The 20,708-nt window shown below is 69.2% G+C and carries 15 protein-coding genes and 1 riboswitch; of the genes, 7 read left to right on the top strand and 8 right to left on the bottom strand.

Features of this window, described 5'->3' with window-relative positions:
• Nucleotides 1-12: 12 nt before the first annotated feature.
• The 5 genes from hutI (at nucleotide 13) to AB0J91_RS26500 (ending at nucleotide 4,206) form a co-directional block, all read left to right on the top strand.
• The gene (hutI, locus tag AB0J91_RS26480; protein WP_363873897.1) at nucleotides 13-1,173 is read left to right on the top strand and encodes an imidazolonepropionase; all 1,161 of its coding nucleotides are present in this window, start codon (nucleotides 13-15) and stop codon (nucleotides 1,171-1,173) included.
• 122 nt (nucleotides 1,174-1,295) lie between these two features.
• Complete coding sequence (locus tag AB0J91_RS26485; RefSeq protein ID WP_363873900.1) at nucleotides 1,296-2,081, top strand: class I SAM-dependent methyltransferase; 786 nt, start codon at nucleotides 1,296-1,298, stop codon at nucleotides 2,079-2,081.
• 35 nt (nucleotides 2,082-2,116) lie between these two features.
• A complete protein-coding gene (locus AB0J91_RS26490) occupies nucleotides 2,117-2,473 on the top strand; it encodes a metalloregulator ArsR/SmtB family transcription factor (protein ID WP_363873903.1) in 357 nt (118 codons plus the stop codon).
• On the top strand, nucleotides 2,466-3,161 hold the full coding sequence (locus AB0J91_RS26495; RefSeq protein ID WP_363873906.1) for a cation transporter: 696 nt from the start codon (nucleotides 2,466-2,468) through the stop codon (nucleotides 3,159-3,161). The genes AB0J91_RS26490 and AB0J91_RS26495 overlap by 8 nt, the downstream gene beginning before the upstream one ends.
• A gap of 88 nt (nucleotides 3,162-3,249) precedes the next feature.
• Nucleotides 3,250-4,206, top strand: a complete 957-nt coding sequence (locus AB0J91_RS26500; protein WP_363873909.1) for a zinc-binding dehydrogenase — start codon at nucleotides 3,250-3,252, stop codon at nucleotides 4,204-4,206.
• A gap of 45 nt (nucleotides 4,207-4,251) precedes the next feature.
• Here the strand turns inward: AB0J91_RS26500 and AB0J91_RS26505 are convergent, their stop codons facing one another.
• From AB0J91_RS26505 to AB0J91_RS26540, 8 genes are all read right to left on the bottom strand, one after another.
• The gene (locus tag AB0J91_RS26505) at nucleotides 4,252-4,428 is read right to left on the bottom strand and encodes a DUF6104 family protein (RefSeq protein ID WP_093413728.1); all 177 of its coding nucleotides are present in this window, start codon (nucleotides 4,426-4,428) and stop codon (nucleotides 4,252-4,254) included.
• 200 nt (nucleotides 4,429-4,628) lie between these two features.
• Entirely contained in the window at nucleotides 4,629-8,312 is a 3,684-nt protein-coding gene (locus AB0J91_RS26510; RefSeq protein ID WP_363873912.1) for a multifunctional oxoglutarate decarboxylase/oxoglutarate dehydrogenase thiamine pyrophosphate-binding subunit/dihydrolipoyllysine-residue succinyltransferase subunit, read from the bottom strand.
• A 532-nt stretch (nucleotides 8,313-8,844) separates the two neighbouring features.
• The gene (locus AB0J91_RS26515; protein WP_363873915.1) at nucleotides 8,845-12,612 is read right to left on the bottom strand and encodes an ABC transporter ATP-binding protein; all 3,768 of its coding nucleotides are present in this window, start codon (nucleotides 12,610-12,612) and stop codon (nucleotides 8,845-8,847) included.
• 137 nt (nucleotides 12,613-12,749) lie between these two features.
• On the bottom strand, nucleotides 12,750-13,604 hold the full coding sequence (locus AB0J91_RS26520) for an ABC transporter permease (RefSeq protein WP_363873918.1): 855 nt from the start codon (nucleotides 13,602-13,604) through the stop codon (nucleotides 12,750-12,752).
• On the bottom strand, nucleotides 13,604-14,584 hold the full coding sequence (locus tag AB0J91_RS26525) for an ABC transporter ATP-binding protein (RefSeq protein ID WP_363873996.1): 981 nt from the start codon (nucleotides 14,582-14,584) through the stop codon (nucleotides 13,604-13,606). Before AB0J91_RS26525 ends, AB0J91_RS26520 begins: the two co-directional genes overlap by 1 nt.
• Nucleotides 14,585-14,719: 135 nt before the next feature.
• Nucleotides 14,720-15,235 (bottom strand): hypothetical protein, encoded by a 516-nt coding sequence (locus AB0J91_RS26530; RefSeq protein ID WP_363873921.1) that lies wholly within the window; start codon nucleotides 15,233-15,235, stop codon nucleotides 14,720-14,722.
• 507 nt (nucleotides 15,236-15,742) lie between these two features.
• The gene (gene ald / locus AB0J91_RS26535) at nucleotides 15,743-16,858 is read right to left on the bottom strand and encodes an alanine dehydrogenase (protein ID WP_363873923.1); all 1,116 of its coding nucleotides are present in this window, start codon (nucleotides 16,856-16,858) and stop codon (nucleotides 15,743-15,745) included.
• Between the two features lie 181 nt (nucleotides 16,859-17,039).
• Nucleotides 17,040-18,593 (bottom strand): helix-turn-helix domain-containing protein, encoded by a 1,554-nt coding sequence (locus AB0J91_RS26540; RefSeq protein ID WP_363873926.1) that lies wholly within the window; start codon nucleotides 18,591-18,593, stop codon nucleotides 17,040-17,042.
• A 110-nt stretch (nucleotides 18,594-18,703) separates the two neighbouring features.
• Nucleotides 18,704-18,799: riboswitch (glycine riboswitch) on the top strand.
• A 149-nt stretch (nucleotides 18,800-18,948) separates the two neighbouring features.
• Between AB0J91_RS26540 and gcvH the strand changes: the two genes are divergently transcribed.
• The gene (gene gcvH / locus AB0J91_RS26545) at nucleotides 18,949-19,320 is read left to right on the top strand and encodes a glycine cleavage system protein GcvH (protein WP_363873929.1); all 372 of its coding nucleotides are present in this window, start codon (nucleotides 18,949-18,951) and stop codon (nucleotides 19,318-19,320) included.
• 31 nt (nucleotides 19,321-19,351) lie between these two features.
• Nucleotides 19,352-20,707, top strand: a complete 1,356-nt coding sequence (locus AB0J91_RS26550; protein ID WP_363873932.1) for an L-serine ammonia-lyase — start codon at nucleotides 19,352-19,354, stop codon at nucleotides 20,705-20,707.
• Nucleotide 20,708 lies beyond the last annotated feature (1 nt).

A 20,708-nucleotide genomic window follows, 5' to 3' on the forward strand; every position in this document is an offset into this window, starting at 1 on the left:
AAATAGGCGGCGATGTCATCCACTGTTATCACTGGAATAGGTGAACTCACGACCAACGACGACGAGCTCGGCACCCTCGCCGACGCGGCTGTGGTCGTCGACGGCGACCGGATCGCTTGGGTCGGTCACGCCGGATCCGCGCCGGAAGCGGACGAGCGCGTCGATGTCGAGGGGCGTGCGGTCTTGCCCGGCTGGGTGGACAGCCACACCCACCTCGTCTTCGCCGGCGATCGCACCGCCGAGTTCGCGGCCCGCATGTCGGGCCTGCCCTACCAGGCGGGCGGAATCGCGGTCACCGTCAACGCCACCAGACAAGCCACCGACGCCGAACTCGCGGGCAACCTTCGCCGTCACGTCGAGGAAGCCGCCGCCCAGGGCACGACCTGCGTGGAGACCAAGACCGGCTACGGGCTGACCGTCGAGGACGAGCTGCGCGCAGCGAAGATCGCAGCCGCCGTCGCCGACGAGGTCACCTTCCTCGGGGCCCATCTCGTCCCGCCCGGAGCCGACGCGGCCGACTACGTGGAGCTGGTGTGCGGGGACATGCTCGACGCCGTCGCCGAACACGTCGGATGGTGCGACGTGTTCTGCGAGGAAGGGGCCTTCGACGCCGACCAGTCCCGTCGAGTGCTGATGGCCGCCCGCCGACGCGGCCTTGGGCTGCGGGTGCACGGCAACCAGCTCGGACCGGGGCCGGGAGTGATGTTGGCGGTCGAGGTGGGAGCGGCCAGCGTCGACCACTGCACCCACCTGGAGCCTTCCGACGTGGACGCGCTCGCGGCTTCTGACACCGTCGCGACCTTGTTGCCGGCCTGCGACCTGTCCACCCGCCAACCCCTTCCGGACGCCCGCGCGCTGCTCGACGCAGGAGTGACCGTGGCGCTCGCCAGCAACTGCAACCCGGGCTCGTCCTACACCTCATCGATGGCCTTCTGCGTGACGACCGCGGTCCTGCAGATGCGGATGAGCGTGGCCGAAGCCGTCCGCGCGGCCACCTGGGGCGGGGCGCGTGCCCTGCGACGCGAAACCGGGGACGGTGCCGTCGGCGTGCTGCGCCCGGACGCCCGGGCCGACCTCCAAGTGCTCGACGCGCCGAGCACGACATGGCTCGCGTACCGGCCTGGTGTTCCCCTGACCCGCGCTGTGTGGCGCACAGGCGACCGCGTTCGATGAGGAGGGGCGCCCTTCGCGGTTCTCGCCTTGACACCTTCCGGTCGTGAGCATGGGAACCTTCCTGTCAACACGGCCGCTGGTTCGTACACTGCGCTCATGACCTGCGGTTCGAGACTGCCTCGGTGAACGATCGCGAGCGGATGCGGTCGGTGTTCGCTGAGGACGCCGACCTCTACGACCGGTGCCGTCCGGGCTACCCGGCGCAGCTGTTCGACGTGCTCACCGCGGCTGTCGGTGAAGGGGCCCGGGTGCTCGAGATCGGCTGCGGAACCGGGCAGGCGACCGTGCCGCTGGCCGCTCGCGGGTTCGCGGTCACCGCTCTCGAACCGGGGGAGGAGCTGGCAGAGATCGCCCGGCGTCACCTCGCCGATTACGTGTCCGCGCGGGTCGTGGTCGCCGCGTTCGAGGAGTGGCCGCTCCCGCCGGTGGGCTTCGACCTGGTCGTGGCGGCGACCTCATTCCACTGGCTCGACCCCGCGGTGCGCATGGTCAAGGCCGCCGATGCGCTGCGTTCTCGAGGAGCGCTCGCCTTGGTCTCAACGCACCACATCGCCGGTGGCAGCGATGAGTTCTTCGCGCAGGTCCAGCAGTGCTATGAGCGATTCGATCCCCACATCGAGCCCGGGCAGCGCCTTCCGGTTGCCGACGAGGTCCCGGAGGACCCGGCGGAGTTCCACCGCTCAGCTCGTTTCAGCCCGCCGGAGTTCCACCGCTACGAGTGGGAAGCCCGCTACACGACAGACCAGTACCTGGGCCTGCTGATGACCTACTCGGGGCGTCGGGCGATGCCGTCCCCGGCACGTGACCGGCTGTTGGACTGCATCGGGCAGCGCATCGATGGTGATCACGGCGGCGTGATCACCAAGCGCTATCTCACGCAGCTCGCCCTGGCGAAGCGCTTTGGCTGATCGGCTTCATCGGCAAATGGTGCTAACATCGTCGAATGACGATCAATCATGTGGAGCTGGACGCTGCTGCGGCGCTGTTCCACGGACTGTCCGACTCCACGCGGTTGGCCATCGTGCGGCGTCTTGCCGGAGGTGAGGCGCGAGTCGCCGATCTCGTGGGACACCTCGGACTGGCGCAATCGACCGTGTCGGCGCACGTGGCCTGCCTGCGTGATTGCGGCCTGGTCGACGGCCGTCCACAAGGGCGACAGGTGTTCTACTCGCTCGCCCGGCCGGAACTGATCGAGCTGCTCACCGCCGCCGAAAACCTGCTCGCCGCGACCGGGAACAAGGTCGCCCTCTGCCCGAACTACGGCACGGAGACTCTCCACGACGAGGCCCGGCATGTGTGACGACGAGCAGCGGCACCGCCCAGCGCGCGTCGACGAGGCCGCTGCGGACGCCTGCGGCGACCGGTGCTGTGCGCGAACGGAGACCGTCATCGCGGACGCGCGACGTCGTGCACTGCAGCAGCGGGTGCGGTGGCTGGTCGGCGCCACGATCTCCTACAACGTGATCGAAGCGGTCGTGGCCATCAGCGCAGGCGCCGCCGCGTCCTCCACCGCGCTGATCGGGTTCGGGCTGGATTCGGTCATCGAGGTCGCCTCCGCGGCTGCGGTCGCGTGGCAGTTCGCCGGTTCCGACCCGGAGGCCCGCGAGCGAACCGCGCTGAAGGTGATCGCCGTGTCGTTCTTCGCGCTGGCGCTCTACGTGGCGGTCGAATCCGTGCGCAGCCTGCTCGGCGCGGAGGCCGCCGAGCACTCCACCGCCGGCATCGTGGTCGCCTCCCTCTCACTGCTGATCATGCCGCTGCTGTCCTACGCGCAACGGCGGGCAGGGCGTGAACTCGGATCGGCGAGCGCCGTCGCCGACTCGAAGCAGACCCTGCTGTGCACCTACCTGTCCGGAGTGCTGCTCCTCGGGCTCGTCCTCAACAGCCTTCTCGGCTGGTGGTGGGCCGACCCGCTGGTGGGTTTGGTGATCGCGGCCGTCGCGGTCAACGAAGGCCGGCGAGCCTGGGGCGGTGAGCACTGCTGCTGATCCTCCCGCTGCCCTTGACTTCCAGCTAACTCGAAGTCAGAGGGTGGGCAGGAGCCGATCGAGAACGGAGTGATCAGGGATGCGTGCGGTGCAGGTGACGAAATTCGGGGGACCGGAGGTCCTGTCGGTGATCGAGAAGGCCGATCCCGCGCCACGACCAGGACAGGTCCTGGTGCGGATGGAGGCCGTGGACGTGCTGTTCCTCGACACGCGGCTCCGCCAAGGCTGGGGGCGGGAGTACTTCGAGATGAAGCCTCCCTACATCCCCGGAGACGGCATCGCCGGAGAAGTGGTCGCGCTGGGCGCGGACGTCGACCCGGCGTGGCTGGGCAAGAAGGTGGTCGCCAGCACCGAGAACAGCGGAACCTACGCCGAACTGGTCACCGTCGAGGAAACCGAACTCGTGGTGATCCCCGGCGGACTGGACGAACAGGCTGCCGCGGTGCTCCTGCACGACGCCACCACCGCCATGCAGCTGGTCGACCACGCAGCCGTGCGTCCGGGGGAACGAGTGCTCGTCACCGCTGCGGCGGGCGGAGCCGCCTCCATCATCGTCCAGCTGGCCACAACCGCAGGGGCGAAGGTCATCGGTGCCGCGCGAGGCGAGGAGAAACTCGGCCTGGTGCGCGAACTCGGTGCCGAGCCGGTCGACTACAGCGCACCGGACTGGGTCGAGAAGGTCCGCGAACTGACAGGCGGCGTCGACGTCATCTTCGACGGCGCCGGCGGCGCATACGGGCGAGCCGCGTTCCAGTCCGCCGACAACGGCGCGCGCGTCATCACCTACGGCGCCTCCGACGAGGACTTCGCCGAGATCGACGCCGACGAAGCGCGGCGGCGCGACGTGACCATCACCGGGCTCCTCGAAATCCGGCACCTCTCGCGCCCTCAGCGGAAGGACGTGCTCACCAAGGCACTGGCAGAGGCCGCCGCCGGACACATCACCCCGGCCATCGGACGAACCTTCCCCCTCGAGCGCGCCGCTGACGCCCACACCGCCATCGAGCGGCGCGAGATCGTCGGGCGCGCGGTGCTGCGGGCGTGAACGTGGGCCCGGCCGCGCGTCCGGGGGTGCGCGGCCGGGGCCACCTCACTCGTCGTCGGCGTCGTCGCGTGCGAGGAAGGTCGCCAAACGCTCAGTGGCGTCCTCGAAATCCGGGTTGAGGTCCACGAAGGCCCGCATCCGGTCAGCGACCCACGCCAAGGTGACCTCGTCGTCACCGCGACGCTCTTCGAGTTCTTCAATGCCGCGGTCGGTGAAATACACCGCTTCCTCCTAGTGCTCCGTCGATCTTCGACGCGGTGTGGTTGGGAACAGCAGAGTACGAAACGGCCCTTCACCACAAGCGATGCGCCCCGGTCGAAGTGAGCGGAAGGTTCCCGTGCACACTCCGCCGACGACACCCGAGCACGAAAAAGCGGGCCGCCGGCTCCCGAAGGAACCGGCGGCCCGCCTCAGCGAGAAGATCAGGCGAACGCGGTCTGCACGACCTCGGCCTGCTCGACCTCGTGGACCTTGGCCAGACCGGTGGCCGGAGCGGCCATCGGACGACGCGAAACCCGCTTGATCTTGCCGACCAGCTCCGGGAACTGCTCGTTCAGCGCCAAGCCCAGGAACGGCCACGCACCCTGGTTGGCCGGCTCCTCCTGCGTCCAGCGGACCGACTCCAGGTTCGGGTACCGCTCGAACAGGGCGCCTAGCTTGCGGTGCGGCAGCGGGTAGAGCTGCTCGAGCCGCGCGACCGCGGTGTCGGTGATGCCGTTCTTGTCGCGGTAGGCCGCCAGCTCGTAGTAGAGCTTGCCGGTGCACAGCACCAACTTGGTGACCTGCGACGGGTCCGGCTGAGCCGGGTCGTCGATCACCGAGGTGAACTTGCCCTCGGTGAAGTCCTCGACCGGGCTCGTCGCGGCCTTCAGGCGCAGCATCGACTTCGGCGTGAACACCACCAGCGGACGGTGGATGCCGTCCAAGGCGTGCCGACGCAGCAGGTGGAAGTAGTTCGCCGGGGTCGACGGCATCGCGACCGTCATCGAGCCCTCAGCGCACAGCTGCAGCCACCGCTCGATGCGACCCGAGCTGTGGTCCGGGCCCTGACCCTCCTGGCCGTGCGGCAGCAGCATCACCACGTCGGAGCGCTGGCCCCACTTGGCCTCACCGGACGAGATGAACTCGTCGATGATCGACTGAGCGCCGTTGAAGAAGTCACCGAACTGCGCTTCCCACAGCACCAGCGACTCGGGGTTGCCCACCGAGTAGCCGTACTCGAAGCCCAGAGCCGCGAACTCCGACAACGCCGAGTCGTAGACCAGGAACTTGCCCTGGTCACCCGAGAGGTTCTGCAGCGGCGTGTACTCCGAGTCGTTCTTGCGGTCGATGAGCACCGAGTGGCGCTGACCGAACGTGCCGCGGCGGCTGTCCTGACCGGTCAGCCGGACCTGGCGGCCCTCCATCACCAGCGAACCGAACGCGAGCAGCTCGCCGAAGGCCCAGTCGATGCCACCCTCGCGGCCCATCTTGGCGCGACGCTCCAGGACCGGCTTCACGCGCGGGTGCGGGGAGAAGCCGTCCGGCAGGTTGATCTGCGCCTCGGAGATGCGCTCCAGCGCCTCCTGCGAGATCGCGGTGGACAGGCCACGCGGCACCTGCTGCTCGGCCTCGACCGACGGGCTCGGTGCCGGCGGGTGCTTCTCCAGCTCGCGGACCTCGTTGAACACGTGCTCGAGCTGCGCCGCGTAGTCCTTGAGCGCCTTCTCCGCCTCGTCCACGGTGATGTCACCGCGGCCGATCAGCGACTCGGTGTAGACCTTGCGGACGCTGCGCATCTTGTCGATCGCGTCGTACATCTTCGGCTGCGTCATCGACGGGTCGTCGCCCTCGTTGTGACCACGACGGCGGTAGCAGACCATGTCGATCACGACGTCCTTGCCGAACGCCTGGCGGTACTCCACGGCCAGCCGCGCGACCCACACGCACGCCTCGGGGTCGTCACCGTTGACGTGGAACACCGGCGCACCGATCATCTTCGCGACGTCGGTGCAGTACTTGCTGGAACGCGAGTGCTCCGGAGCCGTCGTGTAACCGACCTGGTTGTTGACGATCACGTGGACGGTGCCACCGGTGCGGTAACCGCGCAGCAGCGACAGGTTCAGCGTCTCGGCGACCACGCCCTGACCGGCGAACGCGGCGTCGCCGTGCAGCAGCACCGGCAGCACCGTGAAGCCCTCCTGGCCCTTGTCCAGGATGTCCTGCTTGGCACGGACGATGCCTTCCAGCACGGGGTCCACGGCTTCCAGGTGGGAGGGGTTCGAGGTCAGCGACACCTTGGTCTCGCCGTCACCGAACATCCGGAAGTACTTGCCCTCGGCGCCCAGGTGGTACTTCACGTCACCGGAACCGTGGGCCTGCCCCGGGTCGAGGTTGCCCTCGAACTCGCGGAAGATCTGCGAGATCGGCTTGCCGACGATGTTGGCCAGCACGTTCAGGCGGCCGCGGTGCGGCATGCCGATGACGACCTCATCGAGCTCGTTCGCAGCGGAGTTGTCCAGCACCGCGTCCAGCAGCGGAACCACGGTCTCGGCGCCTTCCAGCGAGAACCGCTTCTGCCCGACGTACTTGGTCTGCAGGAACGTCTCGAACGCCTCGGCCGCGTTGAGCTTCGACAGGATGTACTTCTGCTCGGTCGAGTCAGGCTTGGTGTGCGGCTTCTCGACCCGCTGCTGCAGCCACTCGCGCTCGTCCGGCTCCAGGATGTGCATGTACTCCACGCCGACCGTGCGGCAGTAGGAGTCGCGCAGCACGCCCAGCACGTCGCGGAGCTTCATCTTCTCGCGACCTGCGAAACCACCCACGGCGAACTCGCGGTCCAGGTCCCACAGCGTGAGGCTGTGCGACAGGACGTCGAGGTCCTCGTGACGGCGCTGCCGGTAGTTCAGCGGGTCGATGTCGGCCATCAGGTGACCGCGGGTGCGGTAGGCGTCGATGAGCTCGAGCACCCGGGCGGTCTTGTCGACCGCGCCCTCGGGGATGTCCTGCGTCCAGCGCACCGGCTCGTAGGGGATGCGCAGCGACGCGAAGATGTCGTCGAAGAACCCGTCCTCGCCCAGCAGCAGCTGGTGCACGCGGCGCAGGAAGTCGCCGGACTCGGCGCCCTGGATGACGCGGTGGTCGTAGGTGGACGTCAGCGTCACGATCTTGCTGATGCCCATGTCGACCAGCGTCTTCTCGCTGGCGCCCTGGAACTCGGCGGGGTAGTCCATCGCGCCGACACCGATGATCGCGCTCTGGCCCTTGGTCAGCCGCGGCACCGAGTGGTTGGTGCCCGAGGGGCCCGGGTTGGTCAGCGAGATCGTGGTGCCGGAGAAGTCGTCCGCGGTCAGCGCGCTGCTGCGCGCCTTGCGGATGATGTCCTCGTAGGCCTGCCAGAACTGGTAGAACGTCATGTCCTCGCAGCCCTTGATGGAGGCGACCACGAGGTTGCGCGAACCGTCCTTGCCCGGCATGTCGATCGCCAGGCCCAGGTTGATGTGCTCCGGCGTGACCGCTGCGGGCTTGCCCTTGGCGTCCTCGCCGTAGTGGCGGTTCATGTTCGGGAAGTCCTTGACCGCCCTGATCAGCGCGTAGCCGATCAGGTGCGTGAAGGAGACCTTCCCGCCCTTGTTCCGCTTGAGGTGGTTGTTGATGACGATGCGGTTGTCGAACAGGAGCTTGGCGGGCACCGCGCGCACGCTCGTCGCGGTGGGGACCGTCAGCGACTGGTCCATGTTCTTGGCGATCGCGGCCGCAGCGCCGCGCAGGGTCTGCACATCGCCTTCTGCCTGCGGCTGCTTGACCGGGGCCGCCTTGGCGGCCTGCTGCGGAGAAGGCTTCGGAGCGGCGGCGGGCTTGGCCGCGGGTGCGGCGGCCGCCGGCGCGGACGCCTGACCGTTGGTCTCACTGGCGCGCGTCGCCGTGGCCGTCGGTGTCGGCGGCGCCGCAGTGCCGGCCGCAGCAGCGGTAGCGGTGTTCTCGTTTGTCGCCTGACCCGACTTGTAGTCGGCGAAGAATTCGTGCCACGCCGAGTCTACGGAAGTGGGATCTTGGAGGAACTTCTCGTACATCTCCTCGATCAACCACTCATTGGGGCCGAACTGTGACGCGGGGCTGCTGGACACGGCTGGCGTTCGCCTCGATCCATATGCTCGTGATTTACAGACACACTCGGGTACCAGGCTAGCCGCCCGATTCGCGAGGTTGACACACAGGACGGCCGTTTGGCTGATCGACTCTCGTCACAGAATCGATCAGGATCGTCCGGCCAGCGGGGATGTGTCCCCGTTCGGGCCATCCGACCGAACATCAACCGCTCCTGGTGCGCTTCGTTCGCTGATCAGCGCCGCTTGGCACTAGTCCATACGGGTTGTCGTACCTGTTCATTATGGCGTTTCACCGACACGCTGTGTTCTCAACTGGTAGCCGGATCGGCTCGCATCGCGGGATCCGCCCCTCGCGGTCGGCCGCAGCGCCCGTTTTGCCTGGCCGACGACGCCGGAGAGCGCCCGTTCGGCTTCGCTGCGTGCACGTGGCGGCACGCGGCGTGGCGATCGTGACAGAAAAGTTCCCTTCCTCACACCAGGCGGCGACCTCGAGGTGACATGCGAGAAACGTTCCCGCCGGGTCGCGGGGGTGAGAGGAAGGGTCCCTTCCTCACGCGATGTTGCTCGTCTCCGCGGCGTCGTCCACCGTGCCGCCGTGGGCGTCGGACGCCCGCCACAGCCGGGCGTAGTACCCGCGACGAGCCAGCAGCTCCTCGTGCCCGCCCTGCTCGACGATGCGCCCGCCATCGACCACCAAGATCCGGTCGGCGCGGGCCGCCGTGCCCAACCGGTGCGCGACGACGAACGTGGTGCGCTGCGCGGCGAGCCGATCGCTGGCGGCCACCACCATCGACTCGGTCGCCGGATCCAGCGCGGCCGTGGCCTCGTCCAGCAGCAGCACGTCGGGGTCGACGAGCTGGGCCCGAGCCAGCGCGACCAGCTGGCGTTGACCGGCCGACAGCCCCCGGCCGCGCTCACCGACCTCCTGGCGGAAGCCGTGCGGCAGCATCGAGATCCCCGGAAGGGCTCCCACCGCGCGAGCAGCCGCCTCCACCTCGGCCGGCCCGGCGTCCGGACGGGCGTAGGTGATGTTGTCGGCGACGTCGCCGGTGAACAGGTGCCCTTCCTGCGGCACCACCGCCAACCGCTGGTGGAACGCCGCCAGGTCGTAGCCGCGCACGTCCGTCCCATCGACCAGCACCGCGCCCTCGGAGACGTCGTAGAACCGGGCGATCAGCTTGATCAAGGTCGACTTGCCCGCGCCCGTGGCTCCCACCAGCGCCACCGTCTCGCCAGGCCGCACCCGCAGGTTCACCTCCCGCAGCGCGTACTGCTCGGTGCCGGGGTAGCGGAACGACACCGCTCGCAACTCCACCTCCCCGCGGAACCGCTCGGGCACCTCCACCGGCTCGGCGGCGGCAGGCACCGACGTCGGCGTGCGCAGCAGGTCGCCGATGCGTTGCAATCCCACCCTGGCCTGCTGGTATCCGTCGAAGACGCTGGACAGCTGCTGCACGGGCGAGAAGAACAGGCTCAGGTACAGCAGGAAAGCGACCAGCACCCCGGCCGTCAGCCCACCCGAAGCGACCCGCGCAGCGCCGACCCCCAGCACCGCCGCCTGCGCGATCTCCGACAGCAGCGCCACGAACGGGAAGTAGGTGGCGATGTAGCGCTGCGCGCGCAGGCGCGAACGCCGGTAGGCGTCGCTGCGCTGCGCGAACACCTTCGCCGCATGCCCCTCGCGGCGGTGCGCCTGGGCCACCCGCATGCCCGAGACGTTCTCCTGCAGATCGGCGTTGACCGTGCTGACCCGTTCCCGGGCCTCGGCGTAGGCCGTGGAGGAGACCCTGCGGAAGACGATCGTGGCGACCACCAGGACCGGCAGCACGGCCATCGCCACCAACGCCAGCGACGGGTCGGTGATCAGCAGGGCTCCGGCGATGCCCAGCAGCGTCAGCACGCTGACCACGAACGTCGCCAGGCCCGTCTGCAGGAACGTCGACAGCGCGTCGACGTCGGTGGTCATGCGGGTCATGATCCGCCCGGCCAACTCCCTCTCGTAGAAGTCCAGCCCGAGCCGCTGCAGGTGCGCGAAGCTGCGCAGCCGCAGCACGTACAGGAGGGTTTCGCCGGTGCGAGCGGTGATCACCGTCTGCAGCTTGATCACCAGCCACCCTCCGACGACCAGCAGCCCCGCCATCCCCGTGGCCAGCCACAACGTGTTGAGGTTCCCGGTCCCGACGCCGCTGTCGATGCCGTGCCGCACCAGCGACGGCAGCAGCACCGAGGTCAGCGCGTCCCCGGCGACCAGGGCGACCGTCAACAGCAGCCCCCACCGGATCGGCCGGAGCAGCCGCGCCAGCCGGAACTCCGGGTCCGGGGCGGTCGGATCGGTTCCCCTCACCCGAGGCAGGTCGCGGGTCGGCGGCAAAGCGCGGATTCCCTCCACCAGCTCCGGCGTCGGCGGAGCCGACGTGGTGCTCATGCCGTGGCGGCCCGCGGAGGTCACCACAGGACCTTCGGCCGACCACTCGGCCGGCTGCTCCTGCGGCCACAGCTCCGGGGTGATGCCGTCGGGGGAGACCTCGGCGTGCTCATCACGCGGGTCGTCGATCGTTTCCCCCGGCCCCGCCAGCAGCGAGCGGAACAGCTCACACCGCTCCCGCAGCTCAGCCTCGGTGCCGACGTCCACGACGCGCCCCTCGTCGAGCACGGCGACCCTGTCGGCCAGCGCCAGCGTCGAGCGGCGGTGCGCGATGAGCAGCGTGGTGCGCTGCGCCGTCACCGAACGCAGCGTGTCGTGAATGGCGGCTTCCGTCGCCGGATCGACAGCCGACGTCGCATCGTCGAGCACCAGCACCCTGGGGTTGGACAGCAGCGCCCTCGCCAGCGCCACGCGCTGCCGCTGACCCCCGGACAGGGTCAGACCGCGTTCGCCGACCGCGGTGTCGTACCCGTCGGGCAGGCCGGTGATGAACTCGTGGGCCTCCGCACCCTTGGCGGCGGCGATCACGTCGTCCTCGCTCGCGTCGGAACGCCCGTAGGCGATGTTGCCGCGAATGGTGTCGGAGAACAGGAACGCTTCCTCGAAGACGACCCCGACCGCGCTGCGCAGCGAATCCAGCCGCAGGTCGCGGATGTCGAAGGTCTCGTCGGTGTCAGTGGAGCCGATCGCGATGCGCCCCGAGTGGACGTCGTAGAACCGGGGAAGCAGCAGCGACACCGTCGACTTGCCCGATCCCGCCGGCCCCACCAGGGCGACCGTCTCGCCCGGGCTGACGCGCAAGGTCGCCTCCTGGAGCACCGGTTGGTCGCGGGTGTAACCGAAACCGACCTCGTCCAGCCGGACCTCCAGCGGGCCCTCGGGCAGTGAGCGGGCGTCCGGCTTCTCCTCGACCTCGGGCTGCGAGTCGGTGAGCTCGTGGATGCGCTCCACCCCGGCCCTGGCCAACTGGGCCTGGATCATCACGCTGGAGAGCATTCGGGCCGGTCCGGACAGCATCGCCACGTACCCGGCGAATGCGACGAAGGTTCCCAAGCTCACCTGGCCCTGGAAGACCAGCCAGCCGCCCAGACCCAGCACACCCACCTGACCGGCGGCGGGAAGCGTCGCCAGGCTCGCCGCGGGAAGGGACGTCATCCGAGCCGCGCGCAACCGCTCGGCGAACAGCCGCCGCGCCCGCGACTCCAGCCGGCCGACCTCGCGCTTCTCCTGGCCGAAGCCCTTCACCACGCGCACACCGGTGACGGTCTCCTCGACGTGCTGGGCGATGTCGGCCGCGCGCTGCTGCGCTGACCAGGTGGCGGGGAACAGCTTCTTCTTGCTGCGCGCGGTGACCACGGCGATCAGCGGCGCCACGATGAGCGCCACCACCGTCAGCAGCGGCGACAGCCACAGCATCGCCGCGATCGCGAACACCGCCAGCACCGCTGTGCCGGCCGCCAGCGGCAACATCGACAGCAGCGAATGCACGAGCTGCAGGTCGCTGATGGAACGCGACACCACCTGCCCGGTGCGCAGCGCGTCCTGCTTGCCCCCGTCGAGACGCTGCATGGCGGCGAACACCGCCCGCCGCAGGTCGTGCTGCACGTCCAGCGCCAGCCGGCCCGCGCTGTAGCGGCGGACGAAGGCGGCGCCGAACCGGAACACGCCCAACACCAGCAGCACGATCACGATCCACCACAGCCGCTCGGTGCTGCGCGCCACGGCGTCGTCGACCGCGAGCTTGGTCAGCAGCGGGACCAGCGCCTCCAACCCCACCGCGGTCACGGAGGCGCCCATCGCCAACACCAGTGCGACCGGGTGGCGCCGACAAGCGGCGAAGAGGCGACTGATCCAGCCGCCGGAGGAACGGCGGGGATTCTCGGAGTCGCTCACCCCGCCAGGTTAGGCCTCGGCACCGACGGCGCAGCACCGCCGATCCTGCGGTGTGACCGGCGCCAACGGGTGAGGAAGGGAACCTTCCTGCCATTTCGGTCGACGCGGCGCCAGGGGTGGCAGAAAGGTTCCCTTGCTCACGCCACGTCGCGCCGCGCGCCCACGAACCAGCCACCGGCCACGAACAGCGCGGTGTAGCCGAGGAACGTCAGCAGGCTGGCCCACCACGGGTGCCCGTAGCTGCCGCCGAAGAACAGGTGCAGGAGTTCGAACGCGGTGCGCGGTGTGTTCGGTTCGTTCGGGCCCGCGACCGCGGAGACGAACAGCGGCACCGCCAGGTTGGACACGATGCCGTTGCCCGCCGAGCCCGGCAGGTAGGGCTCGATTCCGGACACGGCGGTGTCGATCAGGCTGAACGACAGGATGAACTCGACCACGAACTTGTAGACCAGCGGCAGGATGACCACCAGCACGGCGTTGGCGATCAGCGCGCCGAACCCGACCCCGAGCAGCGTCCACAGCAGCATCGACAGCACGCCTGCTCCGCCGACGCTGAGCCAGCTGCCGAACCCGCCGAAGTTGCTCATGTCGTGGCCGGCGCCGAGCAGGGCGCCGAGGCTGGCGAACAGCACGTTCGCCAGCCCGTAGAGCACTCCGATGCCTGCGCAGGCGATCAACTTCGCCCACAGCACGGAGCTGCGCGGGTTCGCGGTGAGATACGTGGTGGTGATGGTCTTGGCGCGGAACTCGCTGGCGAAGGCCATCGCGCCGAACAGCAGCGCGAAGATCGTGCCGAAGTTCGTCGACAGCGCCACCGACAGCAGACCCAGCGGGAGCGACGCGCTGAACTCCTCGACCATGTCGATGATTCCGCCGAACGCGGTGCCCAGCCAACCGGCGGCGAACCCCAGCACCACCACGGGGATCAGCAGCGCCCACCACAGGCTGGTGGTGAAGATCTTCCGGTACTCGGCCTTGATCAGCCCGATCATCACACGCTCCCGCCACTGCCCGGCTGGCCCGGCCCAGCCCACGTCTGCGATGTCGGCGGGGCGTATTGCGGAAGTCCCGTGAACTGCCCCTGGGTGAGGTGGAAGAACAACTGCTCCAGATCGACGCGCTCGTCCTGCATCCCGTAGAGCGCGACCCCGGCCTGCAACGCCAGGTCGGCGACCGCGCGCGAGTCGGCCCCGAGGACTGCCAGCCGCCCGTCCGGGAGGTATTCGACCCCGTAACCGGCTGCCTGGAGCTCGGCGACCAGCACCTCGGGGGAATCGGCCTGCACCAGCGCTCGCGACTGCTGAGCGGCGCGGAGTTCTTCGACGTGCCCGTCGTAGACGCACCGGCCTTGGCTGATGATCACCAACCGGTCCACGGTGTGCTCGATCTCGCGCAGGAAGTGGCTGGACATCAGGACGGTCCGGCCCCCGGCGGCGAAGGCCTGCAGGAAGCCCCGCAGCCACGCGATGCCCTCGGGGTCCAGTCCGTTCGCGGGTTCGTCGAGGATCAAGATCTGCGGGTCGCCGAGCAGCGCGGTGGCCAGTGCCAGGCGCTGCCGCATGCCCAGCGAGAACCCGCCGGTCTTGCGGTCCCCTGCGGCGGCGAGCCCGACCAGCTCCAGTGCCCTGTCGACCTGGCCGTCGGGGATGTTCATGGCGGCCGCGTAGCAGCGGAGGTGGTGGCGCGCGGTGCGGCTCGGGTGGAATCCGTGCGCGTCGAGCACGGCGCCAACGACCCCACCCGGGTTCGGCAGCCGGTTGAACGGCAGTCCGTTGATGGTCGCGGTGCCCGACGTGGGCGTGACCAGGCCGAGGATCATGCGCAGTGCGGTGGTCTTGCCCGCTCCGTTGGGGCCCAGGAAGCCGGTGACCGCGCCGCGCTGCACCGTGAAGCTGAGGTCTTGCACCGCGTGCACGGGGCCGAATCTCTTGTTCAGCCCTTGCACGTCGATGCGACCGCTGCCGTCGTGCACACGCCCTCCCACGTCCGGTCACCCGTCAGTGTGTCACCCCTGATGGCTCCATCCTGCCGGACAGGTCGGGCCGTGAAGGTGAGGTGTCGTGGCCGCCGCGGGTCGCGGGTGCCGGACGCGGGGGCGTGCAGCAGGTCAGGCCCGTTCGACCACCGCCGCGCGGTAGATCCGGCTGTGGTCGGTTTCCAGCCGTTCGGCCAGCGGCGGTGGGGTCGTGGGTTCGGTCGTGAGGTCGGGGCGGATGAACTCGTCGGTGTCCCAGTCGGACGGCCCGGGGCCGGTGGCGGACACGATCGGCTCGGGGATCACCGCGACGGCGTGTTCGGGATTTCGGGGGAGGTGGGACCGGGTTTGGCGGCCAAGTCGGGCGCGGCGCTCCGATGATCCGGAACGTTCGGTGATCAGCTGGTGGTGCGCGGCCTGCCACACCTTGCAAGGCCAGGGTCTGCGGCGCAGCGTTCCCCGGCAGGACGGGCAGCGCCCGTCGGAGTCCGGCTCGTGATCGTCTAACAGGGTTCGAAGGGCTCCGGTAAAGCGATGCAGCTCGGTTCGGGCAATCGGTAGCAGCACTTCGTGGGCGTCTTCGCCCATCACTCGGTCCAGGGCGTCGAGCCGGTCGAGAACCGCCTTGCGCAGTGCCGTGTCCGTCACGTTTATCTCCCACCCGTCAGCGCGTTTTCCTGCGTCGGAGTTTCCGCTGGAGAGCAACGGGTGATCAGTCACCCGTCGTTACTCCGATGGGTGACATCGGCATCGCGGGTTCACGCCTGCACGGGCACCCGACCAGACTCACCCCATCGAGTGGTTATCGATTCGGCTGGCAATTGGCGGCGAAGTGCTCGCTCGCGTCGTCGGCAAACCGGCGATCTTCCCCTACACTGAGAGTGGCGGCCTGCTCCCGGTGACCCCCAGGCTGGTTGAGCGGGCCGCCCCTATTTGCCTTTTCGCGGCGAATCCGATTCCTGGATGCGGCGAATTGCACCGCATTCGCCAACTCGGTTAGCGGCCAACGAATTCGAATTAGGACTCGGTGCAAATTCCCGAGTGGGCGGTCGCCGTCGGTGTGAGCAGGGGAACCTTCCTGTCACAGCGGAGCGGACGGGCTACGAGGAAGGGAACCTTCCGCGCAGCCCGTCCGACCCCAGACACCGAGAGACGTCAGTCCAGGACGCTGCTCAGCGCGACGGCGGTGCGGCCGTGGGCCTCGGCGACGGCCTGGTTGACCAGGTCGCCGGCGTGGGTGTTGAGGCCGCCGGCCAGCGCGGCATCCGCGCGGCACGCCTGCTGCCAACCGGCGTCGGCGATGCGCAGCACGTAGGGAAGCGTCACGTTGGTCAGCGCGTGCGTGGAGGTGTTGGGCACCGCGCCCGGCATGTTCGCCACGCAGTAGAAGACCGAGTCGTGCACCCGGTAGGTCGGGTCGTCGTGCGTGGTCGGCCGGGAGTCGGCGAAGCAACCGCCCTGGTCGATGGCGATGTCGACCAGCACGCTGCCGGCCTTCATCTCCGAGACCATGTGGTTGGACACCAGTTTGGGGGCCTTCGCGCCCGCGATCAGCACCGCGCCGATCACCAGGTCGGCAGCCCGAACCGACTGCTCGACCGTGTAGCGGTTGGACGCGACCGTGCGGATCTGGCCGTGGAAGTCGCGGTCGATCTCGCGCAGCTTGTCGACGTTGGTGTCCAGCAGCTCCACCTCGGCACCCATGCCCAAGGCCACCCGCGCCGCGTTGAGGCCGGCGACACCGCCGCCGATCACCACGACGCGCGCCGGGTGAACCCCGGGAACTCCGCCGGGCAGCACACCCCGACCACCGCTGGGCCGCATGAGCGAATGCGCACCCACCAGCGGTGCCAACCGCCCGGCGACCTCGCTCATCGGCGCCAGCAGCGGCAGCCCGCCGTCCCCGGTCTGCACGGTCTCGTAGGCGATGCCGGTGATGCCCGAGGTCAGCATCGCGTCGGTCAGCTCAGCGGAGGCGGCCAGGTGCAGGTAGGTGAACAGCACCTGGTCCCGGCGCAGCCGCGGGTACTCCTCGGCGATCGGCTCCTTGACCTTGAGCACGAGGTCGCCTTCGCTCCACACGTCGTCCGCCGTGGCCAGCACCTTCGCACCGGAGGCGAGGAAGTCCTCATCGGGAATGGAGGAGCCGGCACCGGCATCCGCTTCGACGAAAACGTCGTGACCGCGGGCGGTCAACTCGTGCACACCGGCTGGGGTGATCGCGACCCGGTACTCGTTGTTCTTGATCTCGCGAGGCACTGCGATCTTCACCGTGGGGTCCTTTCGTCGTGTGGAAACAACGATCGGACGACGTGACGCACAGCGCATCATTTCCACGGCATGAGATTGGGCGGGGGTGTTTGTGCCACCAGCACAACGCCCGTGCGTGCGGCCAGGGCGGAAGTGACAGATCGGTTCCCGTGCTCGTGATCGCCGCGCCCGCGTCCCCGGCTCAGCCGTGCTGCGCCCAGCGCTCGGCCAGCAGCTGCACCAGCAGCGCGGACCGGACGTCCGCGTCGTCGAGGTCGACCTCCACCAGCTGGCCGATCCGCTTCATCCGGTACCGGAAGGTGTTGGGATGCACCCGGAGTTCACGGCTCGCCTGCCGGGGGTCTCCCGGGTGCCGCAGCCACGCGTGCAGGGTGGCCTGGTAGTCGGTGCCCTGCCCGCGATCGTGCTCCCGCAGCACCGCCAAGGGACCCAGCGCGGCAACACCGGCGTCGGTGGCCGCGCCGGCCATCCGGCTGAGGACCAGCAGGTGCCACAGGTCCTCGTAGACCGCGACGGGTTGCCGCACCAACCCCGTGCGCAGCATCCCGATCAGCTCATCGGCCTGGGCTCGGGAGCCCGGGATGTCGGTGACCGCCACGGAAGTTCCCACCGCGACGAGCGGGCGAGGGGACAGGTCGTGCGACAGCAGCGCCTGTCGCAGCTCCGGCCAGCCGCCTCCACGAGCCCGGTCGGGCACCAGCGCGTAGAGCACGGTGCCGATCTCGGTGACCAGCGGCCGTCGTCCGATGCCCCGCGTGATCCACTCCCACATCGCCAGCCGCTGTCCCTCGGCCGGCTCGTCGGAGGCGGGCATCTCGATCGCGATCACGCGGTGCTCCTCGTTGGGCACCGCCAGTTCGCTGGCCGCCCCCCGCCAGCCGTCACTGCCGTCGAGCAGCAGCCGCACCTGCTCGGCCGTCCTCCGCCGCTGCACGTCGGCGACCGCGCGCCAGCGCAACAACTGCAACGCCACCAGCGGTGCGGTGTCGGCGAAGGCGGTCGCGCGCTCCTCCGAGACGGGGCCGGGCACCACCGCCCACATCGAGCCCAGCAGCTCGCCGCCCATCCTGATCGGCATCACCAGACGCGGCAGCGTCCCGTCCTGCTGAGCGGGCACGAAGATCGCCGAACTGCCCTTGATGAGCTGCCGGAACGTGCCGCGGGCGCGGAACTTCGCGAGCACGTCGTCCGGTTGTTTGCGACCCATGATCGTGGAGATCCGCGCCGGGTCGGTCAGGTCCTGCCTGGCCGAGTACGCCAGCACCTGCGAATGGGCGTCTTCGATGGTCACCGGCGCGTCCACGACGTCGGCGACCGCATCGGCGAGCCTGAACAGGTCCGCGACACCGATACCGCTCTCCTCCGCCTGCCTGATCCCGCCCGCCAAGGCCGCGCGGATCAGCCACACCAGCTGCGCCCACGCGGTGCCGGGACGCACCTCCACCAGTGCCACGTCGGCGCCGCGCACGGCTTCCACGACAGCGGCCTCGGCCGACACCGGTGGCTTGAGCAGCACCGCGGCCGCGCCCTGCTCACCGCAGTCGCGCACCAGCCGCACCGCCTGCTCGACGTCGTTGATCCCCACACCCAGCACCAGGTCGCCGCCGGTCGCCGTCGTGGGCTGATCCGGTTCGGCGATCACCACGTCACCGGCGACGGTGTTGGGCTCCGGGCTGATCACGGTGCGCAGCAGGGCCGGGCCCACCCTCTCGACCAGTGCCCGGATGTCGAGCATCGAAGGGTCCTCCTCGACCAAGGGCGTGCCGGCGGAGATCACATGTGCATTGACAGTCTCGCTGGCCCGTTTATCGTTGCTGAGCAAGTCGACAATCGCATACCGGCCATCGACCCCGTGCGGGAGAGACCCTGCCACCAGTGCAGGGCGCCGAAGGAGCAACACTCCCCAGCAAACTCTCAGGCACCCATGACCGCTCGGGCGAGGCAACTCTGGAAAGCGTCCGTCGTCACCGACGGGCCACCCACGGTGCAAGCCGCTCGCGCGGCGAAGCTCTCAGGTTCCGCAACAGAGGGGGAGGCCCAGCCGAAACCGGGGACCGACGTCCCTTCGAAACAGCTATGGAGCCTCCCTCATGACGCTGCCCACGAACCTGTCCTACACCGAAGAGCACGAGTGGATCGACGACCGCGGCGAGATCGCGCGCATCGGCATCACCGAGCACGCCGCCAGCGCCCTCGGTGACATCGTCTTCGTCCAGCTCCCCGAGGTCGGCGACCAGATCGAGTCCGGCCAGGCGTGTGGTGAGCTGGAGTCCACCAAGTCCGTCAGCGACCTGTTCGCGCCCGTCACCGGCGAGGTCGTGGCCATCAACGAGTCCGTTGTGGACGACCCGGCCGTGGTCAACTCCGACCCCTACGGCGAGGGCTGGCTGATCGAGGTGCGCGTCACCGAGACGGGCGCGACCCTCACCGCAGAGCAGTACTCCGAATTGATCAACGAGTAGCCGCGGAGCCCGGAACGAGGCGAGGCGATCAATGACGATCAGTGTCTTCGACCTGTTCTCGGTGGGGATCGGCCCGTCCAGTTCGCACACGGTGGGGCCCATGCGCGCAGCGCAGCGGTTCACCGCGAAGCTGCGGGCGAACGGGACCATCTCCAAGGTCAACAGGGTCAAAGCGGAGTTGTTCGGTTCCCTTGGCGCGACCGGTCGCGGTCACGGCAGTCCGAACGCGGTCCTGCTCGGGCTGGAAGGGCATCGCCCGGAGTCGGTGGATCCGGTGGCCGGCGCGCAGCGCGTCGACGAGATCGACGAGAGCGGGCTGCTGCGGCTCGGCGGTGATCACGTGCTGTCGTTCACCAGTGCGCGAGACCTGGTGTTGCACCGGCGCAAATCGCTGCCGGAACACCCCAACGGCATGCGCTTCACCGCCATCGGCAACGACGGGAGCGAGCTGGAGTCGGCGGTCTTCTACTCGGTGGGCGGCGGCTTCGTCGTCGATGAGGGCGCGGCCGGCGCCGACCGGATCAAAGCGGATGACACAGCGGTTCCCATGCCCTTCAGCACGGGCGCCGATCTGCTGATCCGCAGCGCCGAGTCGGGTCTGCCGATCAGCGGGGTGATGCTCGCCAACGAGCTGTCCTGGCGGGAGGAACCCGCGGTGCGGGCGGGGCTGCTGGACATCTGGCGGGTGATGCGGGAATGCGTCGACAACGGTTGCCGCAACACCGGTGAGCTGCCCGGCGGCTTGAAGGTGCGCAGGCGCGCGGCCGAGTTGGCCGCGAAGCTGACCGCTCAGGACGATCCGCTGGAGTGGGTCACCCTGTTCGCGCTGGCGGTCAACGAGGAGAACGCCGCGGGCGGGCGCGTGGTGACCGCGCCGACCAACGGCGCGGCGGGCATCGTGCCCGCGGTGCTGCACTACTACGCGCGGTTCGTGCCGGGTGCCGACGAGGACGGCGTGGTGCGCTTCCTGCTCACGGCCGGGGCCATCGGGGTGCTGTTCAAGGAGAACGCGTCGATCTCGGGTGCGGAGGTCGGCTGTCAGGGTGAAGTCGGTTCGGCGTGCTCGATGGCCGCAGCAGGCCTGGCCGAAGTGCTCGGTGGCACGCCGAGCCAGGTGGAGAACGCCGCGGAGATCGCGATGGAGCACAACCTGGGGCTCACCTGCGATCCGATCGGAGGTCTGGTGCAGATCCCGTGCATCGAGCGCAACGCGGTGGCCTCGGTCAAGGCGATCACCGCTGCCCGGATGGCGTTGCGCGGCGACGGCACGCACTTCGTGTCCCTCGACAAGGTCATGAAGACGATGCGGGAGACCGGGCGCGACATGAAGGTCAAGTACAAGGAGACCGCACGCGGCGGATTGGCCGTCAACGTCATCGAGTGCTGAG

Source organism: Saccharopolyspora sp. NPDC049357 (assembly GCF_040677225.1).
Classification (GTDB): Bacteria; Actinomycetota; Actinomycetes; order Mycobacteriales; family Pseudonocardiaceae; genus Saccharopolyspora.